At 68.6% G+C, this 21,377-nt stretch carries 24 protein-coding genes; 9 read left to right on the top strand and 15 right to left on the bottom strand.

Annotation, left to right across the window (positions count from 1 at the left end):
* Nucleotides 1-124: 124 nt before the first annotated feature.
* Genes crcB through ABD212_RS07790 form a run of 4 tightly spaced genes read right to left on the bottom strand, consistent with a single transcriptional unit; the run spans nucleotide 125 to nucleotide 2,266 of the window.
* Nucleotides 125-517, bottom strand: coding sequence for a fluoride efflux transporter CrcB (gene crcB / locus ABD212_RS07775; protein WP_344093070.1), 393 nt, complete (start codon nucleotides 515-517; stop codon nucleotides 125-127).
* Nucleotides 514-963, bottom strand: a complete 450-nt coding sequence (locus ABD212_RS07780) for a fluoride efflux transporter FluC (RefSeq protein WP_344093071.1) — start codon at nucleotides 961-963, stop codon at nucleotides 514-516. The genes crcB and ABD212_RS07780 overlap by 4 nt, the downstream gene beginning before the upstream one ends.
* A gap of 56 nt (nucleotides 964-1,019) precedes the next feature.
* Nucleotides 1,020-1,982 carry a DNA topoisomerase IB gene (locus ABD212_RS07785; RefSeq protein ID WP_344093073.1) on the bottom strand — a complete coding sequence of 321 codons (963 nt, stop codon included), beginning with the start codon at nucleotides 1,980-1,982 and terminating at the stop codon, nucleotides 1,020-1,022.
* A gap of 17 nt (nucleotides 1,983-1,999) precedes the next feature.
* On the bottom strand, nucleotides 2,000-2,266 hold the full coding sequence (locus ABD212_RS07790; protein ID WP_344093075.1) for a DUF7218 family protein: 267 nt from the start codon (nucleotides 2,264-2,266) through the stop codon (nucleotides 2,000-2,002).
* 302 nt (nucleotides 2,267-2,568) lie between these two features.
* Between ABD212_RS07790 and ABD212_RS07795 the strand changes: the two genes are divergently transcribed.
* Nucleotides 2,569-2,733, top strand: a complete 165-nt coding sequence (locus ABD212_RS07795; RefSeq protein ID WP_344093077.1) for a hypothetical protein — start codon at nucleotides 2,569-2,571, stop codon at nucleotides 2,731-2,733.
* 101 nt (nucleotides 2,734-2,834) lie between these two features.
* On the opposite strand, the gene ABD212_RS07800 is transcribed toward ABD212_RS07795, so the two are convergent.
* From ABD212_RS07800 to ABD212_RS07815, 4 genes are all read right to left on the bottom strand, one after another.
* Nucleotides 2,835-4,523 (bottom strand): glycoside hydrolase family 13 protein, encoded by a 1,689-nt coding sequence (locus ABD212_RS07800; protein ID WP_344093079.1) that lies wholly within the window; start codon nucleotides 4,521-4,523, stop codon nucleotides 2,835-2,837.
* Nucleotides 4,507-5,328, bottom strand: coding sequence for a carbohydrate ABC transporter permease (locus ABD212_RS07805; RefSeq protein ID WP_344094118.1), 822 nt, complete (start codon nucleotides 5,326-5,328; stop codon nucleotides 4,507-4,509). The genes ABD212_RS07800 and ABD212_RS07805 overlap by 17 nt, the downstream gene beginning before the upstream one ends.
* A 92-nt stretch (nucleotides 5,329-5,420) precedes the next feature.
* Nucleotides 5,421-6,356, bottom strand: coding sequence for a carbohydrate ABC transporter permease (locus ABD212_RS07810; protein ID WP_344093081.1), 936 nt, complete (start codon nucleotides 6,354-6,356; stop codon nucleotides 5,421-5,423).
* A gap of 22 nt (nucleotides 6,357-6,378) precedes the next feature.
* The gene (locus tag ABD212_RS07815; protein WP_344093083.1) at nucleotides 6,379-7,650 is read right to left on the bottom strand and encodes an ABC transporter substrate-binding protein; all 1,272 of its coding nucleotides are present in this window, start codon (nucleotides 7,648-7,650) and stop codon (nucleotides 6,379-6,381) included.
* A gap of 202 nt (nucleotides 7,651-7,852) precedes the next feature.
* On the opposite strand from ABD212_RS07815, the gene ABD212_RS07820 reads away from it, so the two are divergent.
* The gene (locus ABD212_RS07820) at nucleotides 7,853-9,079 is read left to right on the top strand and encodes an ROK family protein (RefSeq protein WP_344093085.1); all 1,227 of its coding nucleotides are present in this window, start codon (nucleotides 7,853-7,855) and stop codon (nucleotides 9,077-9,079) included.
* 66 nt (nucleotides 9,080-9,145) lie between these two features.
* Here the strand turns inward: ABD212_RS07820 and ABD212_RS07825 are convergent, their stop codons facing one another.
* Complete coding sequence (locus ABD212_RS07825; protein WP_344093087.1) at nucleotides 9,146-9,925, bottom strand: MerR family transcriptional regulator; 780 nt, start codon at nucleotides 9,923-9,925, stop codon at nucleotides 9,146-9,148.
* A gap of 171 nt (nucleotides 9,926-10,096) precedes the next feature.
* Here ABD212_RS07825 and ABD212_RS07830 point away from each other — a divergent pair, with 171 nt between their 5' ends.
* Nucleotides 10,097-10,984, top strand: a complete 888-nt coding sequence (locus ABD212_RS07830; protein WP_344093089.1) for a DUF4097 family beta strand repeat-containing protein — start codon at nucleotides 10,097-10,099, stop codon at nucleotides 10,982-10,984.
* The gene (locus ABD212_RS07835) at nucleotides 10,981-11,589 is read left to right on the top strand and encodes a PadR family transcriptional regulator (RefSeq protein ID WP_344093091.1); all 609 of its coding nucleotides are present in this window, start codon (nucleotides 10,981-10,983) and stop codon (nucleotides 11,587-11,589) included. Before ABD212_RS07830 ends, ABD212_RS07835 begins: the two co-directional genes overlap by 4 nt.
* Nucleotides 11,590-11,667: 78 nt before the next feature.
* Here ABD212_RS07835 and ABD212_RS07840 read toward each other — a convergent pair whose 3' ends face one another.
* Nucleotides 11,668-12,207 (bottom strand): universal stress protein, encoded by a 540-nt coding sequence (locus ABD212_RS07840; protein ID WP_344093094.1) that lies wholly within the window; start codon nucleotides 12,205-12,207, stop codon nucleotides 11,668-11,670.
* 166 nt (nucleotides 12,208-12,373) lie between these two features.
* On the opposite strand from ABD212_RS07840, the gene ABD212_RS07845 reads away from it, so the two are divergent.
* Complete coding sequence (locus ABD212_RS07845; protein WP_179439975.1) at nucleotides 12,374-12,550, top strand: DUF3073 family protein; 177 nt, start codon at nucleotides 12,374-12,376, stop codon at nucleotides 12,548-12,550.
* Nucleotides 12,551-12,675: 125 nt separating this feature from the next.
* Here ABD212_RS07845 and ABD212_RS07850 read toward each other — a convergent pair whose 3' ends face one another.
* The 3 genes from ABD212_RS07850 to purM all read right to left on the bottom strand — a co-directional run bounded on the left by ABD212_RS07850 (nucleotide 12,676) and on the right by purM (nucleotide 16,638).
* Entirely contained in the window at nucleotides 12,676-13,905 is a 1,230-nt protein-coding gene (locus ABD212_RS07850; RefSeq protein ID WP_344093097.1) for an MFS transporter, read from the bottom strand.
* Nucleotides 13,906-14,014: 109 nt separating this feature from the next.
* Entirely contained in the window at nucleotides 14,015-15,475 is a 1,461-nt protein-coding gene (purF, locus tag ABD212_RS07855; protein ID WP_344093100.1) for an amidophosphoribosyltransferase, read from the bottom strand.
* 5 nt (nucleotides 15,476-15,480) lie between these two features.
* Complete coding sequence (gene purM, locus ABD212_RS07860; RefSeq protein WP_344093102.1) at nucleotides 15,481-16,638, bottom strand: phosphoribosylformylglycinamidine cyclo-ligase; 1,158 nt, start codon at nucleotides 16,636-16,638, stop codon at nucleotides 15,481-15,483.
* A gap of 129 nt (nucleotides 16,639-16,767) precedes the next feature.
* On the opposite strand from purM, the gene ABD212_RS07865 reads away from it, so the two are divergent.
* Nucleotides 16,768-17,373, top strand: coding sequence for a zinc-binding alcohol dehydrogenase (locus tag ABD212_RS07865; RefSeq protein WP_344093104.1), 606 nt, complete (start codon nucleotides 16,768-16,770; stop codon nucleotides 17,371-17,373).
* A 6-nt stretch (nucleotides 17,374-17,379) separates the two neighbouring features.
* On the opposite strand, the gene ABD212_RS07870 is transcribed toward ABD212_RS07865, so the two are convergent.
* Together ABD212_RS07870 and ABD212_RS07875 are read right to left on the bottom strand one after the other, a co-directional pair.
* Complete coding sequence (locus tag ABD212_RS07870; protein WP_344093107.1) at nucleotides 17,380-17,700, bottom strand: potassium transporter Trk; 321 nt, start codon at nucleotides 17,698-17,700, stop codon at nucleotides 17,380-17,382.
* Between the two features lie 189 nt (nucleotides 17,701-17,889).
* Nucleotides 17,890-18,249 carry a sterol carrier family protein gene (locus ABD212_RS07875; protein ID WP_344093109.1) on the bottom strand — a complete coding sequence of 120 codons (360 nt, stop codon included), beginning with the start codon at nucleotides 18,247-18,249 and terminating at the stop codon, nucleotides 17,890-17,892.
* 114 nt (nucleotides 18,250-18,363) lie between these two features.
* On the opposite strand from ABD212_RS07875, the gene ABD212_RS07880 reads away from it, so the two are divergent.
* Genes ABD212_RS07880 through ABD212_RS07890 form a run of 3 tightly spaced genes read left to right on the top strand, consistent with a single transcriptional unit; the run spans nucleotide 18,364 to nucleotide 21,371 of the window.
* Entirely contained in the window at nucleotides 18,364-19,221 is an 858-nt protein-coding gene (locus tag ABD212_RS07880; protein ID WP_344093111.1) for a hypothetical protein, read from the top strand.
* A gap of 17 nt (nucleotides 19,222-19,238) precedes the next feature.
* Nucleotides 19,239-20,852, top strand: a complete 1,614-nt coding sequence (locus ABD212_RS07885) for a phage tail sheath family protein (RefSeq protein ID WP_344093113.1) — start codon at nucleotides 19,239-19,241, stop codon at nucleotides 20,850-20,852.
* Nucleotides 20,853-20,861: 9 nt separating this feature from the next.
* Nucleotides 20,862-21,371: a phage tail protein gene (locus tag ABD212_RS07890; RefSeq protein WP_344093115.1), complete on the top strand. Its 510-nt coding sequence runs from the start codon at nucleotides 20,862-20,864 to the stop codon at nucleotides 21,369-21,371.
* The last annotated feature ends 6 nt before the right edge of the window (nucleotides 21,372-21,377 follow it).

Raw genomic sequence — 21,377 nt, forward strand, 5'->3', positions numbered from 1 at the left:
TGCGGATGTGAGTGCCGGATCGACGACCCGACGGATGCCGCGGCGCGGCCGATACGGAGATGTATCGAGTTCCCAGTATTTCACGCCGATTCCTTCGGATCAGCCGAGAGGACGCTGTGCGCGGTCACCCTCCCGCGAGAGCGGCAACCGCTCCGCCGATGAGCATGCCGAGCCCTGCCGCCGCGAGCGCCAGCACGAGCGTGCCGACGATGTTCACCACCGCGGCGCGCCGTCGCCGGCGCTGGAGGAGCAGCGCCGTCTCCACCGACACGGTGCTGAACGTCGTATAGCCGCCCAGCAGCCCGGTGCCGACGACCATCACGAGCGCCGGCGGTGCGATCGCGGCGCCGAGCCCGACGAGGATTCCGAGCGCGAGCGACCCGGTGACATTCACGACAAGGATGCCGAGCGGGAACGCCCCTTCGCGGCCGCGGATGACGACCGCATCCACGAGGTAGCGGAGCCCGGCGCCCATCCCGCCCGCGACCGCGGCTGCGAACACGAGCCCGAGTGTCATTCGGCGGACTCCGGCGGCTCGATCTCGCCGGGGACGTCTGCGATTCTGCGCCCGACGAACAGCCCGATGATCGCGCCGAGGAATCCGGCGCCCACCGATGCGACCACCAGCCCGACCGCGATCCCGGGAGCATCGCCGCCCACCGCCACGGTCTGCACGGCGAAGGCGCTGTAGGTCGTGAATCCGCCGAGCACGCCGGTTCCGACGAATGCCCGCGCTCGAGGATGCCGGCCATCCAGCCAGCCGACGACGACGCCGAGCAGGAACGACCCGGCCGCGTTGATCACGGCCGTCACCCAGGGGATGGCCGCGGGATCGGTCACCGGAAGAAGCAGTGCCGCACGCGCGAGCACGCCCACCGCGCCGCCGGCGACCACCAGCCCGAGGATCGCAAGGCGCGCGCCCCGATCGGGCGCACCGCCGACGGGGCCGGGAGCAGTCGTCACCCGCTCACGCTACCGGCCGTCCTTCGCGGGCGCAGACGACCGGCCGCTGCCGGTCGTCACTCGAGGATCAGCCGCTGGATGGCCGACTCCGGCGAGACCCCCAGGTCGAGAAGCCGGCCGCGTCGGTAGGCCTTCCAGATCCGCGGATCTATGTAGCTTCCCCGGGCGACCGCGGGCGTATTCCCGAGCGCCGCCGCGGTCGCCGTGACCGCCAGTCGCTCGGCCCGCTTGCGGTCCTTGTCGGTGTCGACCGTCCCGATGCGCGCCAGCGCCTCCGCCGCGAAGATCGTCCCGCGCAGCGTGCGGAAGTCCTTCGCCGTGAACGAGCCGCCCGTGAGCGACCGGACGTGCGCATTCACGTCCGCCGGCGTCAGCGGCACCCGCCGCTGACCTCGCTGGTACGAGAGCAGCGCGGAGCGCGGGCGGCCCACGGCCAGCTGCGCCATCACGACCGCGAGCTCGCCGTCGTGGATCTCGATCAGGGCTCGCTTGCCGCTCTTGCCGGGGAACGACAGCGTCACGACCGACCCGTCGACGACGGCATCCCGCCTCTGCAGTGTCGTCAGCCCGCGGCTGCCGTGCCGCTCGAGATATCGCGCCGACCCGATGCGCGGCGCCGCCTCGTCGAGCAGCCGGAAGGCCGTGGCGAGCACCCGCTCGCGCGCGAGCCCCTCGTGGCGCAGCGCCGTCGTCACGCGGCCGCGCGCGCGGGGGAGCGCCTCGGCGAGCGCGAGGGCACGAGCGAACTTGCCACGGTCGCGTCGCGCGCGCCACTGCGGGTGGTAAAGGTACTGACGCCTGCCGGCCTCGTCCACGCCGACCACCTGGATGTGACCGTACGGTTCGGCCGAGATCCAGACGTCCTCCCATGCCGGGGGGATGACGAGCCCGTGGATCCGCTCCCGGTCGGCTTCCGGCACGGCGGAGCCATGCGCGTCGACATAGCGGAAGCCGCTTCCGGAGCGGACGCGTCGGAAGCCGGGTGAGTCGCCGGGGCGCACCCGGACCAGTCGCGGCACGCGCTGGCCGCGTCCGCTCAGTGGGTGCGGAGCATCGAGATGAGCTCCGACTTGCGCTTGCCGGAGTACCCCCGGATGCCGAGCTCCTTCGCGCGCGCCCGGAGCCTGTCGACGGTCCAGTCGTCGTAGTCGCCGGACTCGCCCCCGCGCCGGCCGACGTTCTCAGCCCCTTCCGCCGCGACGGCGTTCGAGATGCGCGCGGCCTTCTCTTTCGAGGCGCCCTCGTTGCGCAGCTCCTCGTACAGTTCTCGGTTCTTCAGGCTGGATCCACGCCCACCGGGCATCGTCCGCTCCCTTCGTCGTGGTCAGAGACCTTTCCGCCCGTGACGGGCAGGACGCCGAGCGCGGATCGTTCGTCACGGTCATTTCGAGAGATTATGAGCCCGGCTTGCGGCGCTTGAGGGGGTTGACAGCATCCGAGTGCGCGATTAAGCGCCGATGACTGGGCTCGGCGATATCACCGCGGATCCGGGGTCGTCAACCCCCTCCCTCGCAGTCCCGTGCCGGTGCGAGGGTCGAGGCGTGCCCACGAGGCATCCGGGATGCGCCATTGGGCGTCCGCCCGGCGACAGAAGGAGTACCCGACATGAACCTCGCCCTCATCATCATCATCGTCATCGCGGTCATCCTCGCAATCTTCGGCGGTCTCAACTCTGCGTTGAGCTGGCTGCTGTGGGTCGCGATCGTCGTAGGCGTCATCGCTCTGATCGTCTTCCTGTTCCGCGTCATCAGCGGAAACCGCCGAGCGTAGACCAGCGCGCGCCGAGAGGCCCGCGAGTTCCCACCCCCGGGAGCATGGATGCCGCGACCGATCCGGTCGCGGCATCCGTCTCTGCGCTTCAGCGCTCGCGGTCAATCCTGGCGGGGGTGGATCCACGCCGTAGTGGCACCGGGGAGCAGGCCGTCCGCCTCCAGCGGTGAACTCGCGAAGACCTCGTCGCGCACCTCGAACGCGAACGGCTCGGGGCCGAACGCGGTGAGGACATCCCACCCCCCGGGACGGCGGAACCGCAGCACGTCATCGCGGCCGGTGTCGATCCACTCGAGATCCTCGGCGGCCTGCAGCCGAGCGCGCAGCGCCAGCGCACGGCGGTAGAGCCAGAGCATCGACGCGGGATCCTCCTCTTGGACGTCGACGGCAAGCGGCGCGAACCACTCCGGCTGGGGTAGGTGGGCGCCATCGGAGCCGAAGCCCAGCGACCTTCCGACGTGCCGCCACGGCAGGGGCACGCGGCATCCGTCCCGTCCGACGTCGATGCCGGGGCTGCGGAAGTAGGTCGGATCCTGCCGGTCGCCGTCGGGGATGTCGGCGACCTCGTGCAGTCCCAGCTCCTCGCCCTGGTACAGATATGCGGATCCGGGCAGACCCAGCACGAACAGCACCGCGGCGCGGGCGCGTCGCGTGCCTGCTTCGCGGTCGAGCACCGGCGTGCGACCTCGCGAGAGCAGCCAGTCGTTGCCGTGCTTGACGGTGGGCTCTCCCTTAGACCCGCGCTCGGCGTCCGGCAGTCCGTAGCGCGTCGCATGGCGCACTACGTCATGGTTCGACAGCACCCAGGTCGACGATGATCCCGACTCCTCGACGAGCGCGAGATTGTCCGCGACGACGTGGCGGAACTGGGCGGCGTCGAAGTCCGCTTGCAGCAGGTCGAAGTTGAACGCCTGTCCGAGCCCCTCCGCGCTCGCGTACCTGGTGCGTCGGGGGCGCGCCACCCAGGCTTCCGCGACAGCGGTGCGGGGCGGGTCGTACTCGTTGAACACGCTGCGCCACTGCGCGTAGATCTCGTGCACGTCGTCGCGGTCCATGACCGGATGCGAGCCGTCGACCGGACGCGCATCGAGTTCGGCCTTGCTCGGCAAAGGCTCACTGAGATCCTTCGTGAGCATGTGGGCGACGTCGATGCGGAAGCCGTCCACTCCTCGATCCGCCCAGAACCGGAGCGTGCGCAGGAAGTCCTCCCGGACATCGGGATTGCGCCAGTTCAGGTCGGGCTGCTCGATGGCGAAGAAGTGCAGGTACCACTGGCCGTCCGGCACCTGCGCCCACGCGGATCCGCCGAAGAACGACTCCCAGTCGGTCGGCGGCTCCGACCCGTCAGAACCGCGTCCGTCGCGGAAGATGTAGCGGTCTCGCGCCGCCGAGCCGGCCGGAGCCGTGAGCGCCTCCTGGAACCACGCGTGCCGGTTGGATGTGTGGTTCGGCACGATGTCGACGACGACTCGGATGCCGGCACCGTGCAGTGCCGAAACCATCACGTCGAAGTCGGCCAGGGTTCCGAGGCGTGGATCGACGTCGCGGTAGTCGTCGACGTCGTAGCCCCCGTCGGCGAGCGCGGACGGATAGAACGGGCTCAGCCACACCGCGTCGATGCCGAGGGCCGCGAGATAATCCACTCTCGATGTCACGCCCGGCAGGTCGCCGATCCCGTCGCCCGTGCCGTCGGCGAAGCTGCGCGGGTAGATCTGGTAGACGACGGCCTGCCGCCACCAGTCGGGGTCATCGGTGATGCGGTTCGAGTGCAGGTCAGCCCTTGACGGCACCCTGCGTCACCCCCTCCATCACCCAGCGCTGGGTGAACAGGTAGACGACGATGGCAGGCGCCATGGCCATCAGGTAAGAGGCGAACGACACGTTGTAGTTGTTGCTGAACTGTGACTGGAACAGCGACTGCAGCACGGGAAGCGTCTGCAGCGCGGGGTCGGCGATGATCAGCGACGGCATCATGAAGTCGTTCCACGCGTACAGGAACGCGAAGATGCCGATCGTCGCACTCATCGGCGCGAGCAGCGGAAAGATCATGTGCCAGAAGGTCTGCCAGGTCGTCGCCCCGTCGATGCGCGCGCTCTCCTCCAGCTCGAACGGGATCGAGCGCAGGAAAGCCGTGAACAGCAGCACGCTGAAGCTCAGCTGGAACATGGTCGCGAGGATGATCACGCCGAACGGGTTGGCCAGCCCGACGAGACCCGTCATCTGCACCTGCGGAAGCGCCACGACCGGGAACGGGATGAACATGGCAGCGAGCAGGTAGAAGAACGAGAAGCGGAAGAACTTGCGATCCCAATTGCGGACGATCGCGAACGAGGCGAACGCCGCGAGGAAGATCGTCGCGACGACCGTGCCCGCCGTGACCAGCAGCGACATCGCCGCCCCGACCGGGAAGTTCGTCAGATTCCACGCTGCGACGAAGCCTTCGATGCTGAACGGCGCCGGCAGCGAGAAGGCGTTGCCGTCGACGGCCTGAGCGCTCGTCTTGAACGCCATCGTGAGCGTCACGTACAGCGGCAGGATGACCGTGACGGCGCAGAGGATCAGGATGATGGTGCCCGACCAGTTGACCCGCTCCATGCTGAAGCGGCTCTTGGCGGGTTGGGGTGCGACGTCTTCGAGAACCTCCGTGGCCTCGATCGATTCGAAGACAAGAGCTGGCTGAACAGACATCAGAGGGCGCTCCTTCCGCGCGTGATCGAGAGTTGGACGATGGCGATGACGACCGTGATGACGAAGAAGACCGTCGCGTTGGCCATCTGATAGGCGTAGTCGCCGGTGGTGAGTCCTGAGACGACCGTCATCGCGATGCTGTACGTCGACGTTCCGGGGCCGCCGCCCGTGAGTCCCTTGATGATGTCGTAAGCGTTCAGGAAGCCCTTGAAGCCCAGGATCACGTTTATCACGATGTAGCCGAACATGAGCGGGACGGTGATGCGCGTGAGCTGCTGCACCTTGCTGGCCCCGTCGATGTCGGCCGCTTCGTACACCTCGCCCGGGATCGACAGGATGCCCGCAATGTAGATGAGGAGCGCCCCGGGGATCGCCTGCCATGCCGTGACGATGACGATCGCGAGCCACGCCCAGTCCGGTTTGGCGAGGATGCTCTCCTGCAGCCACGCGATGCCAGAGATGTTGCCGAATGCCGGCAGCGAGTTCGAGAACAGGAACTTGAAGACGAACGAGATGATGATGCCCGAGATCACCATCGGGATCACGAAGATCGTGCGCAACGGCGTCTTGAGGCGGATCCGCGAGGTCAGCGCCACCGCCAGGAGCAGGGCGATGATGTTCACCGCGATGACCGTCACGAGCGAGAACCCGAACGTGAACAGGTAGCTCTGGACGATCAGCGGGTCGCTCCACAGCGCGATGTAGTTCGTCAGCCCGACGAACTTCCACTCCCCGAGTCCGATCGAGTTGGTGAAGCTGAAGAAGATGCCGATCACCGCGGGGACCGTGATCGCCAGCGTGAACAGGACCAGAGTGGGAACGAGGAACCAGTAGTAGATGGGCTCGACCCGGCGGCGCGGGCGGGCCTGCCCCGCTTTGCGCGTCCCCTGGGTGATGAGGGTCGTGGTGGTGGGCGGGGTCGTGGTGGTTGTCATGAGGGACTCCTTCGTTCCCGGATCACTGCTGACGGTAAGCGAGCCGCGCGTAGTCGGCGTCGATGTTGCTGAGGATCTTCGCCGGATCGCTGCCGAGCATGATCGCCTGCACGTAGTTCATGATCGGGATTGCTCGGGGCACGAGTTGCGTCGAGCCCTGGTACATCTCCCCTGCGTCGATGTACTTCTGGAGACCGAGGATGCGCTCGTCCGCGACGGGCGGGGCGTTCTTGGTCGGCATGAAGCCCAGTTGCGACTCGTTGTAGGCCTTGATGACCTCCGGCTGGTAGAGGTATTCGAGGAACGCGCGCGCCGCGGCATGGTGTTTCGAGGCCTCGGGGATCCACGCGGCGAGGTCCATGTTGATGCGGGCCTTGAGGTCGCCGGCGTTGTTCGTCACCGGCAGCGGGAACATGCCGAGCTGGAGGTCGGGGGCCGCCTTCGCGATCTCGCCGAACGCCCACGGGCCCTGCATGTACATCGCGGCTTCGCCCTTGGCCATCGCCGTGTTGCCGTCGCCGTAGGCGCGACTCGGGGCGTCTTTGTTGACGTACTTCGACAGCTCGAGCATCTTGTCGACGGGAGCAGCCTGATCCTTCTGGAATGAGACCTGCGAGGTCGGCCCGACGTTCACGCCCTCCTTGGCGAGGTCGTCGAAGAATGCCACCGTGTTGAGCGTGCCGCCTACGGTGTAGTCGTACCACCCCTGCCCGATCGTCCAGCTGTCGGCGAAGGTCGCGTAGAACGGCGTGATCCCCGCTGCCTTGAGCTTCTCGCACACGGCGATGAGCTCGTCCCACGTGGTGGGCACGTCGAGTCCCTGCTTCTGGAAGATCTCTTTGTTGTAGATCACCGCGGCGCCCATGATCGAGTACGGAATCGCGCTGGTGCGGCCGGGGCAGACGCCGAACTGATCCATGAAGGGTGTCAGGTCTTCCCGGACGCTCTTCGCGGCCGCAGTCCCGGAGAGATCCGACATCGCGCAGCGCTGGATGAATCGTGCCGTCTCCTGGTTGTAGTTGTTCAGCCCGATGTCGGGCGGGTCGCCGCGAACGAACCCCGCCGAGAAGGCGTCGACGCCGGAGGTGTCGAGCACCACGTTCACCTTGTCCTGCGAGCTGTTGTACTTCTGGACGAGCTCCTTCATGTAGGGAATCGCCTCGGGCTTCGCGAAGGCGAACCGAATCGTCTCCCGGCCATCGGAGGCGGAGCAGGCCGCGAGCGCCCCGCCCGCGAGGACGAGCGCGAGGCTCGCCGCGAGTACGCGGGTCTTTCGTCGTGAGGTTCCAGACACCTTCGTCCTTCCGTTCGTGCCGGTGCGCGAGACGGCCGCCCGGTTGGCAAGGCGTAGTGATGTCCTGTGAGAACGAGGCACGTCGTCGTCCCTTTCTCCCCCGCCTTTGGGAGGCGCTCAGTTTCTTCAGGGATTAGATTTATCACGCGAATCAACTTTATGGACGCAATAATGCTGTAGGTCTCCAGGAAGGTCAAGTCTTTTGTCCGATCCAGCCTCCGGCGCTGCGGTCGCCACGTCGCTTCGGCGGTCGAATCTCGCGGCCGTGGCCGGCTTCGCGTGGGATTCCTCTGTCTTCACCGCCACGGATGTCATGGCGGCAGTGGGTCTCACCCGCTCCACGAGCATCGACGTGATCGACGAGCTGGTCGATCGGGGCATCCTCCGCGAACTCCCCAATGCGCGAGTGGCCGGTGACTACCGCAAAGGCAGGCCCGCGAGACGATTCGAGCTGCGAGCGGATGCCGCCGCAATCGTCGGAGTCGACGCCGGCCGCGCACATGTCACCGTCATCGTGGCCGACCTTCGCGGCGACGACATCGTGCGCGTGCACGTCGACCTCGACAGCACGCACGATTCGGCCCCCGAACGGCGCGATGCGGTCGCCGCCGCCATCGACGGAGCCCTCGACGGCGCCGGACTCGGCCGCGCCGATGTGGTCGCCGTGTGCGTCGGCGTGCCCGCACCCGTGGATGCCGATGGCGTGTCTCCCGCGCACCCCGACACCTTCTGGACGCGGATGAACCCCGACTTCTCGGCCCTGATCTCGGAATGGGCGCCGATCGTGCACGTCGAGAATGATGCGTCGCTCGCCGCCGTCGCCGAAGGAGCGTGGGGCGCCGCGGTGGGATGCAGCAACTACGTGTCGCTGCTGGCAGGCGATCGCCTCGGCGCCGGGATCGTGATCGACGGCCGGCTGCTGCGCGGTGCGCACGGCGGAGCGGGAGAGATGGTGTTCCTCGACGACATCCCCGCTGTGGGCGGCGCCTGGGGGCTCGGGTTCCGAGCCGCCGAGTGGGCGCGTGAGGCGATCGAGTCGGGCAGCGTCGCGCCGGACTCGGGTCTGCTCGACGTTCCGATCGACCGGATCGATGCGCCACTCGTGTTCGCCCTTGCACGGCAGGGCGACGCCGATGCACGGCGCGTCGTCGATCGCGTTGCACTCGCCCTCGCCACGATCCTCGGGATCTTCGGAAGCCTGTTCGACGTGTCGCTCGTCGTGGTGTCGGGTGCGATCTCCGCCGGGATCGACGTCGTCCTCGACGCCACGCTCACGATGACTCCGGGGCACCTTGATCTGCCCGCCCCCCGGATCGTCGCGTCCCCGCTCGGGGCAGACGTCGTCGCGATCGGAGCCGTCGCCCGCGCCCGCGCCGCGGCCCGGGCCGACATCCCGGCACTCACCCGTTCCGCGACCGCCTCGTCCTGACCGCGGCGCCCGGATCAGACGACGGATGCCGCGACCGAATCGTTCGGCCGCGGCATCCGTCTTCTTCTAGAGGTTCGCCTCCGCGTACGTGCGCAGCGCGTCGCGCACGAACTCGGCACCGGCGCTGCCGCCCTCGCTCGTCGCGTAGTTCGCGCCGAACCGCGGGTCGGCCACATACATCTCGCCGAGTCCGATGACATACGCCTTGGTGTCTCCGCCGGGGGCCGCCGCCGGAGTGCCCGGGATGCCGGTCAGCCACTCGACGTGCCGCTTCGCGAGCGCCTGTGCTTCGTCGCTCTCGGGCGAGACACCGCTTTCTGCGGTCGCGATCCAGTCGCGGCCGAGGTCGGACACGCGCTGCTGCCATGCCTTCTTCTCTTCGGCGCTCATCCCGCGCCACCAGGCGTCGGATCGCGCGTACGCGTCCTTGCCCCAGCGCTGTTCGACCTCATCCTTGTAATGGGTGTGGTCGAACCCGTCAAACATGTTCTCTGCCATGAGTCGTTCACCTCCTCTCAAGGCGTCGATCGTCGATTCCACTGATGCGATCTGTCGCGTCAGCCTGTCCTGCTCCTGCCGCAGCCACGCCAGATGGCTCTCGAGCGCGTGCGCCTCGGACTGCTCCTGTTCGAGCACCTGGGCGATCTGCGGAAGACCCAGCCCCAGCTCCCGCAGCAGCAGGATCCGCTGCAGCCGTACCAGCGCCGCCCCGTCGTAGTGGCGGTAGCCGTTGTGCCCGATGCTGGATGGCGGCAGCAGGCCGATGTCGTCGTAGTGGCGCAGCGCCCGGCTGGTGGTGCCGGCGAGCTTCGCGATCTGCTGGATCGACCACTCATGGTCGCTCATCTCGTCCTCCTCTCGGGTGCGGCCGCGTCGTTGCCTCCACGCTAGACGTTGACGCTGCGTCAAGGTCAAGCTGAGATTCTGCTGAGCGTCGCGGGACTCGCGATATATCGTGTTATTCTCGCTTCATCGCGATATATCGCGTACCTGGACTCAACCACTGGAGCTGAACCAATGACCCTGGAGAAGTGGATCATCCACCCCGGCGAGACGCGTGTCATCGACTTCGAGACCGTTCGCTCGCTCAAAGTAAGCCTCGTCGGCGGGCAGATCGACGTGATCGCCCACGATGAACCCGGTGCCCGGATCGAGGTGCACGGCGTCACCGGCAAGGACCTCCGCATCGAGGTCACCGGCGATGCGATCGAGATCGATCACCCGCAGCTGCGCTGGGACAACTTCCTCGAAGTGTTCCGCAACTTCGGCTCGAGCGGGCCGAAGGCCGAGATCAGCGTGGCGGTGCCGCGCTCGGTGGCCCTCACGCTCGGTGTCGTCAGCGCGAGCGCGCTCGTGTCCGGCATCCAGAACGACGCCCGACTGAACACTGTGTCGGGCGACATCATCGTCGACGGGCTGACCGGCGTCCTCACCGCCAATGCCGTCTCGGGCGACGTGCAGGTGCGCGAGCTCGTCGGATCCCTCATCGCGAACAGCGTGTCGGGCGACGTCGCGGCCACGGGCGCCCTGAAGAAGGCGACGATCGACACCGTGTCGGGCGCGCTGCTGGTCGACTCCACCGGAGAGATCTACGGCGTCACGCTCAACACCGTCAGCGGCAACGCGTCGATCCGACTCGACGAGGGGTATCCCGCCAACTTCGCGATTCGAAGCGTGAGCGGCAAGGTGCAGGTGGACGGTGTCAAGCGGTCCGGCCTCAGTGCCGGTCCGACCACGAACTTCGCCGGGTCCGCGGGCGAGCTCGCCGGCGCCTTCGCCGACATCCGCGCCAACTCGGTGTCCGGTGATGTCACGGTCCTGCGTCGCAGCGGCTCGGGTTCGGTCGGGCCGGCGGCGACATCGGCGGGCTCCATCCCTGAGTCAGGCGAGGAGGAGTGGCGATGAGCCCCGTGTTCTCGCACGGGGACCTGCGCCTCTACCTGCTGAACCTGCTCGACGAAGGTCCTCGGCACGGCTACGACATCATGCAGGCCCTGTCGGACCGCACCGGCGGCACCTATACGCCGAGTGCCGGCACCGTCTACCCCCGGCTCGCGAAGCTGGAGGAGGAGGGGCTCGTCACCAAGACCGTCGACGGCCGCAAGACGGTCTACGCGATCACGGAAGCCGGACACGCCGAGGTGCTCGCCCGCGCCGGCGATCTGCAGGGCATCGAGGCCAGCCTCACCGACTCGGTGCGGCTGATCGCCGACGAGGTGCGCGGCAGCGTCCGCGAGGCGATGAAGAGCCTGCGCGCCGATCTCGCCGCCGCGAGTCGCGAGGAGCGCACCAGCGCGACCGACGCGCCGACGGCAGACGACCCCCGCACCCGCAGTCGCGAGCAGGTTCACCGCGCCGAGGCCGCCGTCAACGAGTTCCGCGCCCGTGTGCGCGGCGACATCCGATCGCATGTCGCGCGCGGTGGCGACCTCGCGGCGACAGTCATCGACGAGCTCACCCAGGAACTCGACCGGATCTCCCGGGATCTGATCCGCACGCTGCGGCGCTGATCACGACCACCACGACCCGTCGGAGCCGACCAGGCTGCGGCGGGTCGTCGGCGTGAGCGGCCGTTCGCGGCGTCCGGGTCAGGCGGGCCAGATCTCCTCGTCGTCGGGCACGGGCTCACCGAGCGGGATGACGAGGACGGGGCGGTGCTGGCGGTGCGCGAGCCGCGCCGCCACCGAGCCGGTGAAGAACTCTCGCACGGACTCGCCGAACCCTCGCTTGCGGGTGCCGACGACGATGAGCCGGGCGTCGACCTGCTCGGCGAGGTGCTTCAGCGCGAGCGCGGGATCCCCCACCAGCTGCCGGACGCTCCAGTCGACCCCGTGCCCCTCGAGAGTCGCGGCGGCCTGCGACTGGACCGCGGCGAGATCGCCCTCGCTCGCGGCGATGTTGACGTCGATCGGCGCGGAGTGGACGTAGCCGTCCGGATCCTCATAGGTGACGAATCGGGTGACATCCACGTGCACGACGACGAGCGGAGCACCGAGCAGCCGTGCGTATCGCGCACCCTCCTTCACCACCCGGGGGCTCAGGTCAGGAACCACGCCGACGATCACCGCACCGCGCAGAGCCGCAGTGCCGTCGGGCTGGCCGGAAACCTCAGATGCCTCATCCGACATGCGTCATGACCCCTTCCGCGCCGGTGCGAATCGGCCCCCCGGGAGCCGCCGGGGTACGAAGGCTCCGTGTTATCCTGAATGCTACTCTTACCGGCCTCGAGCCGGTCTCGTGAACGCGTTGGGCCCTGCGAACGGCCCGCGTCTCCAGAAATTGAGGGGGTCTCGCATGGGGCGTGGCCGTCAGAAGGCGAAGCACACCAAGATCGCCCGCGAACTCAAGTCCTACAGCCCGAGTGTCAACTACTCAGCGCTGGAGAAGGAACTTGGTCACCACGACGAAGACGCATACGTCGACAAGTGGGCCGATCAGTATGCCGACGAGTACGAGGATGAGAAGGCCTAGGGCCTGAGCCCCGCCGTCGGACGCGCTCTCCTCGCTGTTCTGCAGGTGCGACGCACCTTTGGCGACGACCGAGATCCGTCTGCCGCCTGGTCGGGACGCCACCTCGATGCACGGCAGCGCATGTATCACCACGTGCCGTGGCGGCGCTCCCAGTCGTCTTCGATCGTGTGCGCCCGGGCCGCGACCGCGCCTGCGGGGATCGCCGCAGCCACGACGCCGGCGAGGATGATCAGCGGCCACGTCCACGAGTCGGTCGCGCCGTGCAGCAGGCCGATCCCGACCGGGAACAGCGCGACGATGGCGTAGCCGACGCTCTGCACGAAGCCGCTCAGCGCGACCGCCCCCTCGTGGGTGCGGGAGCGCAGCCCGAGCAGCACGAGCGTCAACGGGAACAGCAGCGTTGCGAGGCCGAGCAGCGCCACCCACAGCCACGTCGCCGCCTGCGCCGCGAACAGCAGACCCGCGATGCCTGCGAGCCCGGCTACCACGGCGAAGCCGAAGAGCGCCCTCGTCGCGTTGTAGCGCACCACCAGCACCGGAACGAGCAGTGAGCTCGGCAGACCCATCGCCGCGAACAGCGACAGCAGTGCGCCCGCGGCAGCCGGCGTCACGCCTGCCGTGTCGACGAGGATCGTCGGCAGCCACGCGAACGATGTGTACGCGAGCACACCCGAGACGGTGAATCCCACCGTGAGCGCCCATGCCAGTGGCACCCGCCACATGCGCCCGAAGACGCGCGGATTCGCCGTCTCGATGTCCTCGTCGGGGCCCGCTGCGCGGGCGTGCACGAGCAGCGCGATCCACGGGATCATGGCGAGGACGGCGAAGCCCGCCCACATCCCGAGCGAGATGCGCCAGCCGGCGGCATCCGCCACCGGCACGGCGATGAGCGGCGGCCCAAGTGTCGCGAGCGCCATCGTGGTCGAGTAGATCGTCGTCAGGAGCCCGATCCGGTCGGGGAAGTGCTTCTTGACGAGCGGCGGCAGAAGGATGTTCCCTACGCCGACGGCCGCGAAGATCACGGCCGTCGCAAGGAGCAGCGTCAGCGACTCGCTCGCGAGTGCTCGCCAGACCATTCCCGCGGTGACGACGATCATCGCGGCGAGCGCGAGGCGCTCGAGTCCGAAGCGGCGTTCGAGCTGCGGCGTCAGGATGCCGAAAACGGCGTAGCAGACCGGGGGCACCGTGCCGATCAGGCCGACGATCGCCGGCGGCATCGGGAAGTCCGCCGAGATGAAGGCGAGCACCGGCGACAGCGATGCGACGGCCGACCGCAGCGAGAATGCGAAGAGAACGATGCCGACGAGGGCCAGAGTCCTCCCCTGCCACAGAGGACGGGAAGGGGCGGAGCTCACCGGCCCAGCCTAGGCCCCCGTTTCGTCGCCCCCGTCGGTCGACCCCCCGGGTCGTTGAGCGAGCACGCGCAGCGACCGAGACGAAACGCACCGAACCCGGCGCAACGCCTCAGCTCTCCTGCGAGCCCTCGACCCAGGAGAGGTACTCCTCCGAGACCGTACCCGTGATGTACCGGCCGTCGAAGCAGCTCATGTCGAGGTCTTCGACATCCGATCCCTCGAGGATCGCCGCCTTCAGGTCTTCGACCTCCTGGTAGACCATGTAGTCGGCACCGAGCTCCACCGCGATCTCGGGGATGGTCCGGCCATACGCGACGAGCTCGTGCCGCGACGGCATGTTGATGCCGTAGACGTGCGGGTAGCGGACGGGCGGGGCGGCGCTGGCGAAGGTCACGGTCTTGGCTCCGGCATCCCGCGCCATCTGGATGATCTCCTTCGAGGTCGTGCCTCGCACGATCGAGTCATCGATCAGCAGCACGTTCTTGCCCTTGAACTCGCTCGACATCGCGTTGAGCTTCTGCCGAACGCTCTTCTTGCGCACCGCCTGGCCCGGCATGATGAACGTGCGCCCGATGTAGCGGTTCTTGTAGAAGCCTTCCCGGTACTCGAGGCCGAGCTTGCGCGCCACCTGCATGGCCGCGGGCCTCGACGAGTCGGGGATCGGCATCACCACGTCGATCGCGCCGTTGGGGGTGTACTTCGCGATCGTGTCGGCGAGGCGCTCGCCGAGACGTAGCCGCGCCTCGTAGACCGAGATGCCGTTCATGATCGAGTCGGGCCGCGCGAGGTACACGTACTCAAAGGAGCAGGGCACGAGCTTCGGATCGGCGGCGCACTGCCGGGTGTGAAGGTGCCCGTCCAGGTCGATGAAGATCGCCTCGCCGGGCATCACATCGCGGACGACCTCGAATTCGCCGTTCTCGAGCACGAGCGATTCGGAGGTGACGATCCATTCATATGAGCCATCCTCGGCCTTGCGCGTGCCCAGGATGAGGGGGCGGATGCCGAACGGGTCACGGAACGCGAGAAGCCCATAGCCCGCGATGAGCGCGATCGCGGCGTACGACCCCTCGGCGCGCTCATGCACCCGGGAGACGGCCCGGAAGACCTGCTCGGGCACGAGGTCGACGCCCGAGATCGACGCCTGCAGCTCGTTCGCGAGGACGTTGACGAGCAGCTCGGTGTCGGAGCTGGTGTTGAGGTGGCGGCGATCCCGATGGAACAGCTCGTCGGTGAGCTCGCGCGTGTTCGTGAGGTTGCCGTTGTGCACCAGCACGATGCCGTAGGGGGCGTTGACGTAGAAGGGCTGCGCCTCTTCTTCGCTGGATGCCGTCCCCTTCGTCGCGTAGCGCACGTGCCCGAGCCCGATCTCACCGAGCAGCGACCGCATATCGCGCGTGCGGAACGCCTCCCGCACCTGGCCCTTCGCCTTCGCGAGGTGGAAGACGCCGCTGCGCTCCGCCGTCGCGATGCCGGTGGAGTCCTGGCCGCGATGCTGCAGCAGCAGCAGGGAGTCGTAGATCTCCTGGTTGGCCGGCCCTCGGCTCACCATCCCGACGATTCCGCACATGGGTGTTACTTCGCTCCGTCCATGACCGAGCCGTCTGAGCGGCCCCGGTCCGAATACGCTCCGACGAGTCGCACAGCGCCGCCGTCGACGCCCTTGGCGCCCTGTTCGAAGTCGCCGTCGGGACGCGCGCCGCCGCGCACCACCCCCACCTGCCATGTCCCGATGCCGCCGGCGCTGAGCGCGGCTGCCGCGGCATCGGCGTGCTCGGGCGCGACGATTGCGAGGAATCCGATGCCGAGATTCCACGTGCCCTCGGTCGCCTCGAGATCGAGGGCGCCGAGGTCGGCGAGGACGCGGAACACCGGCGGCGGCGACCAGGTCGAGCGATCGACCTCTACCCACGATCCCTGCGGGAGCACGCGGGCGAGGTTGGCGGCGATGCCGCCGCCGGTCACATGGCTGAGTGCGTGGAGTGCGTCGGGTGCCGAGTCGATGACCTGCAGCAGGGGCTGCGTGTACAGGCGGGTCGGCTCGAGCAGGGCCTCGCCCCAGGTCGTGCCGAAGTCCGGTGCATTGTCGCCATAGCGGAGGCCGGCGCGCACGACGATGTGGCGCACGAGCGAGTAGCCGTTGGAGTGCAGTCCGCTCGAGGCGAGGGCGAGCACCACGTCGCCGTCGCGGACGCGGTCGGACCCGAGCACCCGATCGGCCTCGACCACCCCGGTCGCGGCGCCCGCGACGTCGTAGTCGTGGATGCCGAGAAGTCCCGGGTGCTCGGCTGTCTCGCCGCCGACGAGCGCCGTACCGGTCTCGGTACAGCCGGCGGCGATGCCGTGCACGATCTCGGCTATCCGCTCGGGGAAGACCTTGCCGCACGCGATGTAGTCGGTCATGAACAGGGGCCTTGCTCCGACCACGACGATGTCATCGACGACCATGCCGACCAGGTCGCGCCCGATCGTGTCGTGCTTGTCGATCGCCTGGGCGATCGCCACCTTGGTGCCGACGCCGTCGGTGCTCGTCGCGAGGAGCGGCTTGGCGTATGCGCGAAGCGCCGAGGCGTCGAAGAGACCCGCGAACCCGCCCACTCCACCGAGCACTTCAGGGCCGTGCGTATCGCGGACGGCGGCCTTCATCAGCTCGACCGCGAGGTCGCCCGCGGCCGTGTCGACCCCGGCTGCAGCATAGGGGCTCACGGCGGCGTCGCGAGAGGGGGATGCCACGCGTCCAGCCTACCGGCGGCCCACCTGGGCGGACGCCGAGGCCGGTCTCGCTTGTGAGACGGGCCTCGAGGACAGGCTGCGCCTGAAAAGCGCGAAGCCGACGTCCGCGGCCGGTTCTACAATGGCGGCATGGGCGGTACGGGTGCTCCCGAGTGGCTGATCCGCGAGGACGCGAGTCAGCCGGTCCTGCTCGCCCTCTATCTGCGGCAGGTGCTCGGCATCCGCTCTCCTGATGAGCTGCCGCACCTGCGCGGCATCCCACCGCGCGCGAATGATCGAAACGAAGAGGCGCAGGCGCAGCTCGAACGGCAGTGGCGCGAGTACTGGGCCATGACGGTCGAGCCGCAGGCCCATCCGTCGCCCGTTCCGCTCGAGCTCGTCGACGAGTTCGACACTCTCGTCGCACTGCCGAGCCAGGGATCCGAGGCGCTGCGGGCCGCCCTGGTCCCCCACGCTCGCGAAGCGCTCGCCTTCGCCCAGTCGGCGCACGCCCGCTACCGCAAGGACGCCGGCAGCGGCGCCGCCTATCGTGCGTATGCGAGCGCGATCGCCGAGCACGAGCGTCAAGTCGGGCGCCGAGCGCACTCGTTCGAGCTCAACGTGCAGGTGCTCCCGCTGAGTCAGCGGGGGGTGTGGTGGATCGGCTCGCTGACGGTCGCGGTGACGGACGGACTGCGGGGGGATGTCGTCGCCTTCGACGCGGCGATCCACCCGATCATCGCCGAACTCGCCTAGCGCTGCTCACTCCTCGGGGTGCACCGAGAGGTGGTCGACGATCACCTCGCGCGTGTGCCGTGACGAACGGCGGTCGAAGATCAGCGCGACGACGCCGCCCAGCGCGAGGCCCGCGGTGATGCAGGCGAGTGCGAGGAAACCGAAGACCTGTCCTTGCGAGTAGAGCAGGCCCGTGTTGGGGCTGACGGCAGCCGTCCCGCTGAACGCGAAGGTCAGGATCAGCGCGACGAGGAGGCCGAGCGCCACGCCGGCGAGCAGGAAGACCGAGAACTTGGGAGCGCGCCGTACGCGCACCCGCTCGACGTGATCATCGATGTGCTGGCCCATGCGTCCATTGTCCCACCGCGAGCCGCCGGCCGGCGCCCGAAGGCAGCGGAGAGGGATGTCCCGCCCGCGAAGCTGGCATCGGGACTGGCGGGAGGCGACCGAAGGCCGCCGGGGGCATGCCTCGCGGACGCGGCATCCCGCGCAGCGGGGGAACGGTCCCGCTCCCCTGCGATCGAAGACTGCAAACACTCACGGACGCAGAGGCAGCAGGTGCGACACGTCGGCGCGGATGCCGGAGGCCTGGATGCGGCCCGCGGCCGCGGCATCCGCCCACTTCTCTTCGCCCAGCGCCAGCGCGATCCATGTGCGGGGGTCCGTCTCGACGACGTTCGGGGGCGTGCCGCGGGTATGCCGCGGACCTTCCACGACCTGCACCGCGCCGAAGGGCGGCACCCGCACCTCGACGCTGTGCCCGGGTGACTTCTCGGCGAGCAGCTGCAGCAGATACCGCACGGATGTCGCGAGAGCCGTGCGCTCGGACCCTTCGCCCGCTGCACGCACCGCGTCGAGCGCCGCGCGACCGACATCGGTGGTGATCCTGCGAGGCATGCACTCACGGTAACCCCGGGGGCGGACGAGGGGACGCGGTGACGCAGCGGTGACGTTGGCGTGACGCCTGCCTGTCGAAACTTCGTCGCAACGACACACGATCGGAGTGCTGCCATGGCCACTGCCACCGCCGATGTGATCGGCTCCACCCCGCTCAGCTTCACCAACGCCTCGGGCGGACAGCAGGTCATCCCGCTGTCCGCACTCGAGTTCAGCGGCTCCGACATCCGGCTGAAAACCGCCTGGCAGGCCGTGCTCGATCCCGGGGAGCAGACGACTCTGCTGGCGCTGGCGAAGGCTCGGGCGGCTGTCGGCGAACTGACCCCGCCGCCGATCCCACCGCCGGCCCCTGCGCTGAGCGTCACCGCCGCTCATGCCGGGTCGGAGGGCAGCGGGATCGCGGTGACCGTGTCGGTCGAGAAGGACGTGCCGCCGCTCGATGCCGAGATCACGCTGTCGGCCGTTGAGCTCGACACGTGGGCGATGCTGACCGACGGGGATGCGGCTGCATTCAAGATCGGCGTCGATGCTCCCACCGGCGTCGACGGCGATCCGCCGGGCGCGACCGGGCTCATCGCCGTGAAGAAGGGCTCGACCGGCGCCAGCGCGAAGCCCGCGGTCGCGAGTTCCGGCGTGCTCAAGAAGGCCACGGGAGTCGACCTCAAGGACGCGGACGCCGCCGTCGTGTGCACGATCCTTCCTCGCGCGGACTACGTCGGGAAGGACGGACTCTCGTACGCGGTGACCGTCCAGGGGGCGACGTTCACGATCAGCGCGACGTACGACTCCACCAAGGAGGCCGGGACGCAGGATCCCGTCACCCTGCTGACCCTCGGCGACGTCGCGGCCCCGGTCGCCTACCTCGTGTCGGTCGGCGCGCCGCCGCGCGGCGCGGCCCTCCCCGCGGACTCCTCCACCCAGCTCTCCGGCGGGGCCGCCGGCCTTCCTGCCAGCGGCCTGCTCTACACGTGACCTAAAGGGGAAAGCGCATGCCCATCACACCCACCTATCCGGGGCTGTACGTCGAGGAGATCCTGAGCAACTCCCGCACGATCAGCGCAGCCCCCACGTCGGTCACGGTCTTCCTCGGGTACACGCACCCGTTCAAGACGCGACCGCAGCACTACGGCGCAGCGGTGCAGATCTTCAGCTTCGCCGACTACGAGCGCGAGTTCGGCGGGTTGTTCAACGTCGACTGGCTCGCCGATGACGTCGGCCGGGCGGTGTTCCAGTTCTTCGCGAACGGCGGCGCGGTCGCCTGGGTCGTGCCGCTGATGCCGCAGTTCCACGACCTCGGCGGCGGTCCGACCGTCGACATCGCGGCGCCGACGCTCACCGTCGGGTCGGTCGCGAACGGCATCGTGTTCACGGGCCGAGAGCCGGTGGACGCGAACCACGACCTGTCGGTGTCGATCACCAACCTGCGGGCGAGCGTGGGAACCACACCCCTCGACCTCGCCGACATCACGGTCTCCTACGCGGGGCGTGCCGAGACGTTCCGGCGGGTCACTCTCAACCCGGCGCCGCCCGCGGCGGACGCCGGCAACACGATCGAGGCCCGCCTCGGCACGGCCGCCGCGCCGGTGTCGTCCCTCGTGACGGTCGCGCCGACGGCGGCGTATCCGACCGCCTGGCCCGCGGCACTCGGGGCGACTCCTCTTGACGGGGGGCTGCCTGCGGCGCCGTTCACGGCGTTCAGCCCCGGAGACTTCGCCGACGCGTTCGAGCCCGAGAAGGCGCTCGACAAGATCTCGATCTTCAACCTGCTGCTGACGCCCGGCGTGTGGGATCCGGGGGTCACCTCGGCGGCCCTCGCGGTCGCCGAGCGCAAGCGCGCGTTCGTCGTGATGGACCCCCCTGCGGACACCGTCGCCGACCCGACGGGCTTCCCGCTGCCGATGATCGGCGACGTGATGAGCGACCAGGTCGCCGGGCGCATCATCCCGAAGAGCCAGAACGGGGCGCTCTACTTCCCGTACCTGCGCACGTCCGACCCGTCCACCGGCGAGCCGCTCGTCGTGCCGCCATCCGGGTTCGTCGCCGGCGTGATCGCCCGCGAAGACACCAACCGCGGTGTGTGGAAGGCGCCGGCGGGCTTCGAGGCGCTCGTGCAGAACACGCTCGGCGTCACGCCATCCGGCAAGATGACCGACCCGCGCCAGGGCACTCTCAATCCGCTCGGCGTCAACTGCCTGCGCGGCTTCCCCGGCATCGGCACGGTCATCTTCGGAGCGCGCACGCTCGTCTCGGCGAATCCGGCATTCCAGCAGTACCGGTATGTGCCGGTGCGGCGGACCGCCCTCTTCCTCGAGCAGTCGCTCGTCGCGAGCCTCGGCTGGGTGGTGTTCGAGCCGAACGACACGCCGCTGTGGGTGTCGATCAAGACCACGATCGACAACTTCATGCTCGGCCTGTTCAACCAGGGTGCCTTCCAGGGGACCAGCCCGAGCCAGGCATTCAGCGTGACCTGCGACGCGACGACCACCACCCCCGACGACCAGGCGAATGGCATCGTCAACATCGTCGTAGCCTTCGCTCCGCTCAAGCCCGCGGAGTTCGTCATCATCAAGATCGCGCAGCTGGCCGGCCAGCCGCAGGCGTAAGGAGTCACCATGCCCAAGCCGTTCAGCGTCAACGTCTCGCGGTTCGATCCGTACAAGAGCTACCGGTTCCTGGTGTACTTCGACACCTCGACCGCGCCCGTGGCAGGGGTGAGCAAGGTCAGCTCGATGAAGCGCTCGCATGACGTCATCGAGTACAAGGAGGGCGGCAACGCGATCATCCGCAAGGGGATCGGCCGCGGCAAGTACGAGCCGATCACCCTCGAGCGCGGCGTGACCCACGACGACTCGTTCGAGCAGTGGGCCAACGCCGCTCAGGTGCTCGACAAGGGCTCTCCCTCGGCATCTCTCTCGAAGCTGCGCAAGGAGATCCGCATCGAGCTGCTCAACGAGCAGGGTCAGCCCGTGCACCGCTATCTCGTGCACCGCGCGTGGGTGTCGGAGTTCCAGGCGCTTCCCGATCTGGATGCCGGCACGAACGCCGTCGCGATCGAGCACATCAAGCTCGAGAACGAGGGCTGGGAGCACGACCTCTCGCTGGCCGAGCCCAAGGAGAACTGAGCGGCC

The organism is Microbacterium deminutum (assembly GCF_039530205.1).
Classification (GTDB): Bacteria; Actinomycetota; Actinomycetes; order Actinomycetales; family Microbacteriaceae; genus Microbacterium; species Microbacterium deminutum.

What these genes read in the sequence shown, in the direction of transcription:
- ABD212_RS07885 (WP_344093113.1), top strand. Translation starts at nt 19,239, where the DNA reads ATGCCCATCACACCCACCTATCCGGGGCTGTACGTCGAGGAGATCCTG.
- ABD212_RS07805 (WP_344094118.1), bottom strand. Translation starts at nt 5,328, where the DNA reads ATGGAGCGGGTCAACTGGTCGGGCACCATCATCCTGATCCTCTGCGCC.
- ABD212_RS07875 (WP_344093109.1), bottom strand. Translation starts at nt 18,249, where the DNA reads ATGCCTCGCAGGATCACCACCGATGTCGGTCGCGCGGCGCTCGACGCG.
- ABD212_RS07845 (WP_179439975.1), top strand. Translation starts at nt 12,374, where the DNA reads ATGGGGCGTGGCCGTCAGAAGGCGAAGCACACCAAGATCGCCCGCGAA.
- ABD212_RS07825 (WP_344093087.1), bottom strand. Translation starts at nt 9,925, where the DNA reads ATGAGCGACCATGAGTGGTCGATCCAGCAGATCGCGAAGCTCGCCGGC.
- ABD212_RS07835 (WP_344093091.1), top strand. Translation starts at nt 10,981, where the DNA reads ATGAGCCCCGTGTTCTCGCACGGGGACCTGCGCCTCTACCTGCTGAAC.
- ABD212_RS07790 (WP_344093075.1), bottom strand. Translation starts at nt 2,266, where the DNA reads ATGCCCGGTGGGCGTGGATCCAGCCTGAAGAACCGAGAACTGTACGAG.
- ABD212_RS07870 (WP_344093107.1), bottom strand. Translation starts at nt 17,700, where the DNA reads ATGGGCCAGCACATCGATGATCACGTCGAGCGGGTGCGCGTACGGCGC.
- ABD212_RS07795 (WP_344093077.1), top strand. Translation starts at nt 2,569, where the DNA reads ATGAACCTCGCCCTCATCATCATCATCGTCATCGCGGTCATCCTCGCA.
- ABD212_RS07865 (WP_344093104.1), top strand. Translation starts at nt 16,768, where the DNA reads ATGGGCGGTACGGGTGCTCCCGAGTGGCTGATCCGCGAGGACGCGAGT.
- ABD212_RS07830 (WP_344093089.1), top strand. Translation starts at nt 10,097, where the DNA reads ATGACCCTGGAGAAGTGGATCATCCACCCCGGCGAGACGCGTGTCATC.
- crcB (WP_344093070.1), bottom strand. Translation starts at nt 517, where the DNA reads ATGACACTCGGGCTCGTGTTCGCAGCCGCGGTCGCGGGCGGGATGGGC.
- ABD212_RS07890 (WP_344093115.1), top strand. Translation starts at nt 20,862, where the DNA reads ATGCCCAAGCCGTTCAGCGTCAACGTCTCGCGGTTCGATCCGTACAAG.
- purF (WP_344093100.1), bottom strand. Translation starts at nt 15,475, where the DNA reads ATGTGCGGAATCGTCGGGATGGTGAGCCGAGGGCCGGCCAACCAGGAG.
- ABD212_RS07810 (WP_344093081.1), bottom strand. Translation starts at nt 6,356, where the DNA reads ATGACAACCACCACGACCCCGCCCACCACCACGACCCTCATCACCCAG.
- ABD212_RS07880 (WP_344093111.1), top strand. Translation starts at nt 18,364, where the DNA reads ATGGCCACTGCCACCGCCGATGTGATCGGCTCCACCCCGCTCAGCTTC.
- ABD212_RS07840 (WP_344093094.1), bottom strand. Translation starts at nt 12,207, where the DNA reads ATGTCGGATGAGGCATCTGAGGTTTCCGGCCAGCCCGACGGCACTGCG.